An 11,282-nucleotide genomic window follows, 5' to 3' on the forward strand; every position below is an offset into this window, starting at 1 on the left:
TTTCCTCTGCCCGTTTTTCTTTCAATTCACTTTGAAAAGCAAGCTCTTTATTTGCAATAATCAATTCTGCGGCACGCTTTTCCTTCTCTTCATTTTGAAAAATCAGCTCTTTGTTAGCAATGACTAATTCTGCTGCCCGTTTTTCTTTCTGCTTATTTTGAAAAGCAAGTTCTTTGTTAGCAATGATTAATTCAGTTGCCCGTTTTTCTTTCTCTGTGTTTTGAAAAACAAGTTCTTTTCGAGCAATGACTAATTCAGTTGCCCGTTTTTCATTCCCCTCATTTTCAAAAACAAGCTCTTTGTTTATTTCGTATAATTCGGAAGTTCTTCCTGCAATGACTTTTTCAAAGTCTATCTTTTGTTTTACCTGCTCAGTTACATCATTTGCAAAAACCAACACGCCTGAAACGGTTCCGTCTATTTCTTTATATGGCTGGTAAACAAAGTTTAAATAAATGGTCTCTATTTCACCATTGGCACGAGTAAAATGGACCCGCTGATTATTACAATATTGTGTTTTTCTATTATGAAACACATCTAATAACAGCCCCATAAAAGGCTGGTCTTTCATTTCGGGTAATATTTCTAAAAACGATTTGCCTAATGCTTCTTTTCCTACATTCCATATTTTAAAAAGTGCGTCATTCGCTAATTCCAATATCATATCCTCACCTTTCAAAATTAGAATAGGGTGGTTAGCCTGTTCCATCAACTTGCGTGATGCACTTAAATAGCTCAATTCGAGCTCTAATTCCTTAATTCTATTTTCAAGTTTGTTCTTTTCCATTTTGTTGAATTTCAATAGTGTCTTGTTATTAGTTCAGGTCGGTCTTACGCTTGCCGCCAACGAGTGAATAATCGCCATAAACTCAGTGTTTTAAGAATATTGGCGGTTATATTTCATATAACTATACCTTCTATTTGAATATCAAAAAACTGAAAAGTCTGTCCTCAAAAGTATAAATATTTTTCTAGAATATCCTACATATCCAGCTTACTTTTTATTTGACCAAAATCTACTAAATTAAACCAATCATTTTTGAGGGATTTTTGAGCAATACAAAACCTATTTTTGGAATAAATTTTTATATTTCAATACCGCTTCATCTTCATTTTAAATGCTCTTTTTATTGGCAAAATGGGCAAAAGTTGATGCACCAAATAATTAATTCCTTTGATATATTTCTTCTTTTTCCAGTCAAAAGCAGCAACTTCGGCATCGCTCAAAAACACATCTGTTACGGCTTCAACGGCACTTTCTAGGTAGGTTTTATAATTAGCCAAAAAGCGATTGTATCGGCTCGTTGGGTCGGTTTGTGACAACGACAGGTTTAGATTTGCAGTTTTATAGTCCGCACGAATTATTTCAACACCTTGTGGATCAGTTTGTTTGCCTATAAAAATCAATAACCTCATTCCAAACTCTTGTTTATCTTGCTCATAAAGAACCGAATTACCTAACTGGTTACAATACGGGTACATTCTTATTACACCAGTTGTTACTGTCGTTGTGCCTGGTCCTGAGACTGGAACACCATTGCCCCTTGGTCGTATAAATATAGTTTCAATGGCTGGGTCAAATACTTGCACTGGTAAAGAACCAATTTTAGATTTGAAAATTGTATAATCATCAGTTGAGATTTCAACCAATTCGTCAGATGGTATTGGAAGATTAATTTCGTGTGCTTTATCTGCATCAGGCACAAAAGAATAAGCATAGCCAAATTGTATTTTTTTAATTTTTGATGTTTCTAACGAAACCACTTTACCTACCTTTTCGCTAAAATCTTCATTTTCAGTAGAATCAAGTATTGGTTGAATAAAATCAATTTTGCATTTTCGATTGATAAAATCATACTCAATTGTTAATCCAAAATGCTGTTTAAGTTCGTCGAAAAATTCTTGTACCGTAAAATTTGGCAAATGAGTTTTATAGTCAATTTTAGTGTTAAAAATATTAAAAGTTAAGTCGCAACTTTCGCATTGTTTGTCAATACTACTTGTGTTTTCTATAATCAACTGTTTAAAAGTTTCATCCAAAAAAAACTGTCCAACCTCCTGATAATTCATCAAAGTAAGAAATTGCTTAACAACATAATGTAGGCTAAGCATCGGCACTAAAGTATATTCAGTTGGGTTTCGAAAGGTGTTTTCACCATATTTTGAAATTTTTCCATCATACCAATTGACAAACTTTGACCAAATTTTATTTTTTTCGTTGTAAAATCCTTTATTATAAATAGTTGGGCATACAAAAGCACTATTAAGAGGAGTTAAGTTTTGTAAGCCTGTTAATATGGGAGCCAAATAAATTACTCTTTGAAAATCGAACACTTTCGTTACAAGTGTACCTGAACCAATTTGTTCGGCAATGCGGTATGATACTGATATTTTTATATTAAGCGTTTCTGTTAAATTATCAGGTCCAAAGAAATTAATCCCTTTACTCGAAATTACAAGTTCATATCCTTCTAAGAATAATGAGTTAGATTGATTAAATTCATAAGCTAATTCTTGCATAACTTCCCCAAAAGTACGATTACTACCAGAATTATATAATTCATTATAACGAGTACTAGCAAACGTAGGAAATAAATAATCTACGAATATTTTACTTCCAGTATAAATTTTAACGATACTTCCTGCCAATCCAAAATACGGCTCTATTTCAGGGGTAATTTTAAGCGAATACAAATTTGTCGTAACTCCTTTTTTTTCAAATTCATGCGTACCTATATCAACTGTATTTATTTTTTTATTCCAAAAACTTTCAGGCACTCCTGCGGGTGGGCCAGCAATTTCAATGCTATATGCTGTATCTGTTTTTTTGATTGAAAGAATGCCTTCTGTAATCAGAATATTATCATCATAAATGCTTCCTGTGAGTGTTTTTGTGCGGTCAATATTGGCTTCAGGAAGGCGGAAATATTCGAATATTTTATCATTGTTTGCAGTAAAAGGGCATGAAAACGGATAAACGACTGAGCCTTGCTGAGTCAAACCCAAAATTGGGCTATTAAGTTGACATTCAATAGCGGGATTATCGGCCAAATCAATTTGGCTGTTTTTTGCAAATACTCGTATCATAGGTTTGAATAATTTGAGTTTTGTTCAACATATCTAAACTCGAATGTAGCATTTTCGTCGCCTACGTTGGTTTCAAAAGTTGGTAGTTTTTTTGTTTCAAGAATCAACTCACGGTTTCCAGTTGGCGTAAGGTGGTATATCTTACGAGCGTACAATAATTGCTTCATGTAGCGAAGCCAGTCTTGGTCAAGGCTACCGGTATTGGCTTCCAACAGGTCGAATCCTTCCACGTCGAGCAAACTCATGCGGCGTTCATAAGACACTGTATAGCGTTCGGTTTCGGTACTCATTTTCAACTTCCCATAGAGCCTAAGCGTATCCCAAACGCCAAAAGAGTTGAGTATTTTAAGATAGATTGGCGTGTCAGAATTGGCCGCCATTGAAAATGGACTTCCCGAACCTTTGGAAGTATCAAAAACTTTGAAATCTCGAATTTCTGATAAATAATTTGTGGCAGCATAAATAACTTGAACAGTAATATTGCGAATACTGATTGGGTCTATGTTGCTATCTAATTGCCTAACTATTTCTGGTCTAACAGGTATGCAAGCCATTTCATAAGCTTTCACCGCCAATGTTTTGTCAATCACCGTCGTGGCGTTTACGTATCCAACGCCGTTGAACGTTAATCGGTTGATGGTATAACGAATCGTGATGGCAATTTCAGCATTGACAATGTTTTGTAGCCAATACAAATGTTCGGGACTTTGTATTTCTACTCGCTTTGTTTTTGGTTGCCAAGTCAAAAAAGGCCCTTTGACCTGGGACCAAATATCAAAAAACAAATTTCCTAATTTTGCAAAATCTGATTCACTCATTCCACCGTTCAAAATCGCAAAAACATTCGATATGTTTTCATAAAGTGCAATTGTGCCAACGGACTGTACCCGAACTTTCACTTTTACAATATTGCCCTTCACGGCTTCAGGAAGAAGCTGAGAATTGCTCGGTACGGGAAGGTTGAATCCTGAAAAATTATGAAATAGATTTCTTAAATTAAATCTATAACCAACTCCCGACAAATAGACCGAATCTAAAGCGGGAAAAGGGGATGTAGCAAAATTATACTTCCCTTGGTAATCTTCAATTACAACGTCGGCTTTGTGGCGACCACTCGGTGAGCCAGTCACTGTATGAATTATATCATTTTGACCAAAATAAACTGGTAGCATTTTTTGAATTTGTTTTTAGGTTGTTACAATGAATTCGGAGCTTTGCTTATTAAGCTGCGTAAATGCAAATTTTCCACTTCTTTTTTCTTGTCCAAAAATTCCGCCATTGTGCCGTATGTCATCGGAATGCCGGTGTCTATTTTTGCTTGAGTCGCCGCAAACCATGCCATAACTTCGGGCGGTAGCTGCATAATAACTTGTTGAGAGCTGTTGCTTGAGCTAACTGAGCTACTGCTTGAGCTAAAATCAGGTTTCGGAGTTGAGCTACGGTTAAGCACTGAGCTGACCGAGCCTGTTCGCATTTGGTTAATTATTGGCTCAATGTTTGCCCAAAAGGGTGTGCGAGTAACTTTTTCTGGAATAACAGCTTCTCTGGGATGCAAAATTGCATGGTAGCCGCCCTTGCCATCGTTGGCAGGAAGCCTTCGTTGAAACATTGAAACATCGTTTGAACTTTTACCATCAAAGAAACTTGGTATTTCGGGCAGTGGTCTTGCCAAAACGGCAGCAGCTTGCAAAGCTCCAGCTCCAATAATCAGTGGAATGGTAAACGGAGCTGCTATACCTGTTTGGCTTGTAATTTTCATTACGGCCACGGCAGTATCAATTGCAATTTGTGTAAGGGCTTGAGCTTTGTCGAATATGGCTTGCTTTCGTTTTGCTTCTGCCATTTTGCGGTTATATTGCTTATCAATTTCAGCTTTTTGGAGCGTGTATTCTTCTTCAGTAATCAGGTTTTGTGATTTCTGATTTTCGAGAGCTTTAGATTGATTGTTATACGACCTCGTAATTTCATTTTCTTGTTTAATGAAACGACTTGCTACGATTGAAAATATGGCGTTTTCGGCATTTTCGGCAAACTTTACTTTGGCATTTTTTAAATCTTCTTCGCTTCGTTTTTCATTTTCTTTTTGATTTTTGTAGTTATCGCCCGACATTTTCGTATACTCATCAAAGTACGCTTTGTCAGATTCTTCCTGCCATTTGGCTCGCTCTTTTGCTCCTTCTTCCTGATGTTTATTCGTAAGCCCTTGAATATCAGCCAAATATTTTGCGTAAATAGATTGCTTTTCAACGGCAGTTGCTTTTTCAATGTCAATTTCAAATTGCTGGCGACGGAGGGCAATTTTAGCAAAAAGTATTTGTTCCTTTTCTCCTGCTGCTTCAGCTAACTGAAGTCGAGTTTCGAGAATTGTTTTTGATACTTTTTCGGCAATTTCTTTGTCGGCTTTGGCTTGTTTATCGGCGGCGGCGGTGTCAATGTCGGCAATGGCTTCGTTCAAGGTTTTTTCTTTGGCAGCATACCACGCATCCAAATCGCTTTGTAGCATTTTCTTTTCGGCTACTAATTTTTGTCGATTTTGTAGCTCATAGTACAAATCAGCTTCGAGGCTCGCTTTCTTTTTATTACTCTCATCATCAATAGCCGCAATATTGATTCGGTAGATTTCTTCGGCTACTTTTTCAGTATTGGCTATGCGGTCTTCTTTTAGCTGAGTAGCTTTGTTTGCTTCCTTATCTTTGCCTGATTTCTCTTTTTCGGCTTTAATTTTAGCTACTAATTCTGCGTTCTCTTTTTCATTTTTTTCAAGTCTTGCGGCTTCTTCTTTTCCGTATTTAAGCATATAACCTAATTTTTTTCGGTTAGCCGCTGCGGCGTTTATTTCGTCTTGGGAGGCTTTTTTTTGTGTTAAATTATTGTACTCGTTTTCGGCTATTTTGAATTGCTCACGAGTTTGTTCAAGTATTTTTTTGTTGGCATCTAATTGTTTGTTTTTGCCTTTTTGAAGTGGCAAAATATCTTGCACGTTTTGTTGGTAGTTTGATTGTGCCGAACTTTGAATTTGAGTATTGGTTTGCTTAATAATCTCTTTTCTTTGGTCATTCCTTTTTTGCTCAGGTCCTTCTGCACCATGTAGGTAACTACTGTATTTTAGAAATTCTTTAACGTTGTCAATAAGCATGGTTGTGCCAACGATTGCTTTTCTCAAAAAACCATCTTCGGAGCTTTGAACGTCTGAAATAAATCTCTTCCAAGTTGCTGAGAGTTCGTCTAAATCACCTTGCAAGTTATTTGTTTGCTTGCGATACTGCTCAATAGCTTCACTTGTGCCAGTAATAGCCTTGGTCATGCTTTCAACTTTACCACGAGCATTGACCAATTCCATTGCGGCAATTACTGTTTCTTGTCCGAAAAGTTTCATCATTTCGGCAGGCGAAAGTTTCGACAATCTTTCCAAAACAGTGCCTGTGCCGTGGATGGCAGGGTTTAATTCATCAGCTCCAGTGAGTAGTTTTGAGAAAATATTACGAAGGGCAGTACCTGCTTCTTCACCACGAATCATTTTGGTACTAAGAACCTGAACAAGTGCATTCGATTCTTCAAAACTTACATTTGAAGCTCGCAAAACGGCACCCGATTTTTTGAAAGCTTCAGCAGTTTGTTGAATTTCAGAAGCTCCTTCTTTTGAGCCAGCCGCCAACACATTGATATATCTTGTAGATTGATTTGCTTCTTCGCCAAACTGATTGAGCGATCCCGTTACAGCTTCGGCAGCATCTTGCATCGAAAGCATATCGCCCGATGCTTTTGAAAGGGTAATGACATCTGAAGTTACACTTACGAGAGCTTCACGCTGTTTTAACAATTCGGGTTTTAATGAACCAACAATTTGAATTGTCTTAATAATGTCAAGCCCTGCTATTTTAAATTCCTGCCCAAGTTCCGACACTGCACCTTTATAGAAACTCAAAGATTCCTTGTCTTTTTCGAAATCAAGCCCTAAAATTGCCGATAAACCACCGTAGGCTTTTTCGGTTGCTGCTTTTCCTTTGATAAAGCTAATTGCTGTATCTAATGCCCTGCTTATTATATCGCCTGCAATTCCGACTACTCCACCAGCCATACCACCACCAATCAAGGCAGTAGGTAAACCGATTGAGTCCATGAAACTTTTTTGTTTTTGAAGTAAAGGTTGACGTTTTTCAAGTTCTGTATTAGCGGCAGCGGCGGCAGCTCGTAATCTATTTTGTTGTTCAACAAAATCTTTTTGACTCGGATTTAATTTTAAATATTGGTCTTGCAGCACTGATAAATAACGTTTCAATTGCTGAATAGAAACTGATGATAAATTAACTTCTTTAGTCTGCTCGGCAAAAGAGGTTTTGATTTTATCAAGTAGGGATTTTTGTACAATTAATCTTTCAGAACTTTCCTTTATAGATTTGTCTAATTTTTCAAAAGATTTTGTACCCTCTTTCATTGATGAAAGTTTGGCAATGTTTTTTTCCTGTGTATCGGTGAGCTTTTTTATTGACTTTGTAAGTTCATTATATTCTAATTGTAGTTTTGAAAGTTCGTTTAAGCCTTGCTTACCATCAATTCGATACGTGTGTTGAACTTCATCTTTATCATTAGCCATTGTTATTCACTTTTAGAAGGTTTTCTGGTATGGTTTCTTGTACCATGAAATCATAAAATACACCATTTACAATCTCACTCATACGATTGATTTGTGCAAAAATTGGGCGGTTGGTGATTCGTACAGGTCGGCGACCTCGAATATTGCGGCTACCGATGGCTTGCCCTTTGGTATAGCCTCGCCCAGCTCCCATATCTCTGAGCCTGAGCGAATCACGGTAGATGTATTGCAGCTCAATTATACCATCGGCAATGATATTGACCGCAACTTTGATGTTGGGTCGTGAGCCGTTTGAAATTTTGGTGTTTCGGGCAATTTTTGCCCCAACAATCTTTTCGGTTTTTTCGGCCGATTCGTTTACGTACTTTACGAGGTCGTTATTTAGCTCAATCGGGTCTTTCATTTTACTAATTTCGGAAGATAAATTAGTTGTTGGAAGGACATAAAAAAAGCCTTGAGTAATCAAAGCTTTTTTATTCTGTTTCAAAACTCATCATTTATGATTTTCTTTTTCAGAAATTACATTTTTTTGAATTAATGCACCCAATACCAAAAACATTACTTCCTTGAGCAACGAAAGTGTATCTGTTACTATTCGGATATTATCGGGCGTAAGTTTGTCAATCTTGATGATCAAATAAATAATGGTCATGGATGTATCAAACATAAAACCCCAAACCATTACCAAGGCAATGACATTCAGCACTGAGTTGCGGGTTTTGAGTAAACTAATGAAGTATTCTCGCATTGTTACTTGAAATTAAAAAGTTTTTTGAAATAGGCTATCCAACTGCCGTTGAAATCTTTGTCTATGATGTCAAATTTTAGCTTTGAAATATTGAGCAATATGAATGTCAAGCTTCCAAAAACAGCTAATACAGAAACAGCAAAGTTTGGCGATATCATAGAGATAATACTTAATATTATGGGCTGAAACATTGTTTCAAAGTGGATTTTCATTGAGAGTCTCATTTTTTTAAATGGTTATAAATTTCATTGACCACGCCAGGTTGTGCCGTCGTAAAATAGGTTAATAGAATTGCCTATTTGATTTGGTAGTATTTCGGAAGCACTTTTGCTTAAAGTTGTAATTGTTGTACCATTGGCTACTGTAACCGAACCTGAAAAGGTAATAATTCCTGTGCCGTGATTGACCACAGTACAACTAAAACCGCTTGATACAGTGCCAAGTGTAAAGGTAACTGCCCCTCCAGTATTGGTTACAAATCCAGTATCATCGCCAGAGCTAATCGTTGTAGATGCTGAAACGGTGCGAATAGGTACTGAAGTAATACTCATCAATGATATGAGCATTAAAAACAAGATTGATAGTGATTTCATAGTTTTTCTTTTTTGATTTTGTTTATAATTCTATTGTAAATTGTGTCATCGCTACTGTTATCTGACTTAGGTTTATAGCCTTTTTTGATAGCTTCCTGAACGAGCTTTACCAGTTCTTTTCGCTCGATTTCATTCTTAATATTTTCGTCGACTTTTCTGGCTTTTTCTTGCTCAATGTACTCTACTTTTTGAAGCAACTGAGTGTTTAGTTTTTCATGCCGAATAGAAGTAGCACTTGTTTGTACATAATAAACACTATCAACCACTATTATTTTTTTGGTGGTAATTGTAGTGTCTTTTTGTGAAAATGCAACTAAACTTAGCAACAGTAAAATAAGAGTTTTCATAATCTTCGTCTTGAAATTGTAAATATTTGGTTGTTTACTTTTATTTGATTTCCTTCTTTGTGTTCAATCATTTTTGGGTTAATTGCAATACTACGATTGATTCTAAGAAAGTTTTGATAATGCGATTTGATGACTTTTTTTAATGTATAGCCACTAATTATTATTTTACCATCTAAAAGCATAATTTCAGTATAATTGATATTTGCTTTCAGGTACTTTACTTCGTTTATTTCGGGATATTTTGTCATTTAATAATGAAAACCTGCAAAAGTTAGATACCATTTGTTGGCAATTATTTCAAGAGCAAACCTTCGATATGGACTGAGCTTAAACCAATTATATGCACTCAAATGATTTAGTTCCAAAGTTCGATAAGTCGTTTGCGTAGCAGAATTGAAAAATCTTATACTGTCGCTAAATACCATTCTATAATTAGAATCATAAGGCACATATTTATTTGTTCCAGTACCACCACGCCAACCAAGATAATGAATGTCATATTTCACGTATTTGTTCAGAGTATCAGAAGCAGATGGCAAGGTAAAAGTTATTGAATCTTTTACGGCAAAAATCAGTGTTGGATGATTTCGAGTAAGTGTAATCGCTAAATCTTTACCTGTATTCCAAGCTCGTATATAAGGATATTCCATCTTGAATTTGACTGAATCTTTTCTGTGATTAATCAAATAAGCCTGATTATCAATAATTCCAATGCCGTAAAAGCCCGAATCCACAGGAGTTTTCACGTCAGCATCAAATAACGTTCGCCTTTTTCGTTGTGCTTCTCCATCAAAAAAAGATAGCAGTAATAATATTAAAATAATTTTTTTCATAAATTAGTATCGTTTGATTATATAGACATCGCCCACAAATTTGTACTTCGTTGGCTTATCTCTATGAGGTAAATAGACTTTTATTGTATTACTTGTATCGGGATACCAGTCAATGAAACCAACTTCTTTTGTCTGATTTTCAAAAAACATTACGGCTAATTTTGTGCTTGATAATGAATGCGTAAAAGAGGCACTATCAAGAATTGTAACATTGTTAAACTTATTGAGTGTTAAACCTAAGCGACTATCAAAAGCACTACTCCAGTCCGATATATCAGCCGTGCCAATATTTGCCCATTGATTAATCGTAAGCGGTGTAAAATACCCATCAGTTATAGTAGATTTTCTAAGAAATTGCCCAACAGTGCCGCTCGACATTGATACCCCACGGCTGGTATTGCCGACATAAATCAAGCCTTGATAACCTACATCACCAGTTACATCCAATCTATAAGTTGCCGAACCTGATCCTATTTTTAGGCCAGTACTGGTGAGTTTCATTTGTTGAATATCACCTGGTGTGTACCAGATAAATTGACTATTTGCAACAAAATCTAATGTTGATGATGACACTATTCTTGGTGATGTGCCAAAATAATTTGACATTGTGATATATGGCGTCGAAGCTCCGACTCGAAAAGTGCCTGATGCTGTTGCTGCTCCGATAGTTGTAATATTTGTTGTGCCAGACCAAGTGCTTAAAGCCGTGTTTTCAACATTGCTTAACCCAACCGCTGATTTGTCGAGTGTTTGCCAAGATTTATCGCCACGCCAATACTGAGCAGTTGAGCCTAATGAAATACTATTTTCTTTTGCATTCAAGGCAGCTTGAGTAAGAGTTGAAATAGATTTGCTCAAGTCACTTGTGTTATCAACATTGCCTAATCCAACAGCTGATTTATCAAGCGTTTGCCAAGTTTTATCACCTCGGTAGTATTTTGTAATACTGCTCAAAGGAATAAGATTTTGGTAGCGATTGGCAGGAATTCTGAGTGTGTGAATATCGTTTAGCGAGAAAATTGCATAATTATTAGCGGTCGAATCAATGATGATTTTCTGCATAACTCCTTTCTGACCGTT

The 11,282-nt window shown here is 36.2% G+C and carries 12 protein-coding genes; all 12 read right to left on the minus strand.

Annotated features, from left to right (window positions below; all coding sequences use genetic code 11):
• The coding region (locus ACH2CJ_RS19500) for a PAS domain-containing protein (protein ID WP_394995583.1) at positions 1-787 on the minus strand (787 nt) is incomplete at its 3' end.
• A 305-nt stretch (positions 788-1,092) separates the two neighbouring features.
• Positions 1,093-3,087 (minus strand): hypothetical protein, encoded by a 1,995-nt coding sequence (locus ACH2CJ_RS19505; RefSeq protein WP_394995586.1) that lies wholly within the window; start codon positions 3,085-3,087, stop codon positions 1,093-1,095.
• Complete coding sequence (locus ACH2CJ_RS19510; RefSeq protein WP_394995588.1) at positions 3,084-4,259, minus strand: hypothetical protein; 1,176 nt, start codon at positions 4,257-4,259, stop codon at positions 3,084-3,086. The genes ACH2CJ_RS19505 and ACH2CJ_RS19510 overlap by 4 nt, the downstream gene beginning before the upstream one ends.
• 23 nt (positions 4,260-4,282) lie before the next feature.
• Complete coding sequence (locus ACH2CJ_RS19515) at positions 4,283-7,681, minus strand: phage tail tape measure protein (RefSeq protein ID WP_394995590.1); 3,399 nt, start codon at positions 7,679-7,681, stop codon at positions 4,283-4,285.
• Complete coding sequence (locus ACH2CJ_RS19520; protein WP_394995593.1) at positions 7,674-8,168, minus strand: hypothetical protein; 495 nt, start codon at positions 8,166-8,168, stop codon at positions 7,674-7,676. The genes ACH2CJ_RS19515 and ACH2CJ_RS19520 overlap by 8 nt, the downstream gene beginning before the upstream one ends.
• A 6-nt stretch (positions 8,169-8,174) precedes the next feature.
• Positions 8,175-8,429 carry a hypothetical protein gene (locus ACH2CJ_RS19525; protein WP_394995595.1) on the minus strand — a complete coding sequence of 85 codons (255 nt, stop codon included), beginning with the start codon at positions 8,427-8,429 and terminating at the stop codon, positions 8,175-8,177.
• 2 nt (positions 8,430-8,431) lie between these two features.
• Positions 8,432-8,641 carry a hypothetical protein gene (locus ACH2CJ_RS19530; protein WP_394995597.1) on the minus strand — a complete coding sequence of 70 codons (210 nt, stop codon included), beginning with the start codon at positions 8,639-8,641 and terminating at the stop codon, positions 8,432-8,434.
• A 33-nt stretch (positions 8,642-8,674) separates the two neighbouring features.
• Positions 8,675-9,022: a hypothetical protein gene (locus tag ACH2CJ_RS19535; RefSeq protein WP_394995600.1), complete on the minus strand. Its 348-nt coding sequence runs from the start codon at positions 9,020-9,022 to the stop codon at positions 8,675-8,677.
• Positions 9,019-9,369, minus strand: a complete 351-nt coding sequence (locus ACH2CJ_RS19540; RefSeq protein WP_394995602.1) for a hypothetical protein — start codon at positions 9,367-9,369, stop codon at positions 9,019-9,021. The genes ACH2CJ_RS19535 and ACH2CJ_RS19540 overlap by 4 nt, the downstream gene beginning before the upstream one ends.
• Positions 9,366-9,617, minus strand: a complete 252-nt coding sequence (locus ACH2CJ_RS19545) for a LytTR family transcriptional regulator DNA-binding domain-containing protein (protein ID WP_394995605.1) — start codon at positions 9,615-9,617, stop codon at positions 9,366-9,368. The genes ACH2CJ_RS19540 and ACH2CJ_RS19545 overlap by 4 nt, the downstream gene beginning before the upstream one ends.
• Positions 9,618-10,202 (minus strand): hypothetical protein, encoded by a 585-nt coding sequence (locus ACH2CJ_RS19550; RefSeq protein ID WP_394995607.1) that lies wholly within the window; start codon positions 10,200-10,202, stop codon positions 9,618-9,620.
• Between the two features lie 3 nt (positions 10,203-10,205).
• Positions 10,206-11,282: hypothetical protein (locus tag ACH2CJ_RS19555; RefSeq protein ID WP_394995609.1), on the minus strand; the 1,077-nt coding region annotated here is incomplete at its 5' end.

The organism is Emticicia sp. (assembly GCF_043780375.1).
Classification (GTDB): domain Bacteria; phylum Bacteroidota; class Bacteroidia; order Cytophagales; family Spirosomataceae; genus Emticicia.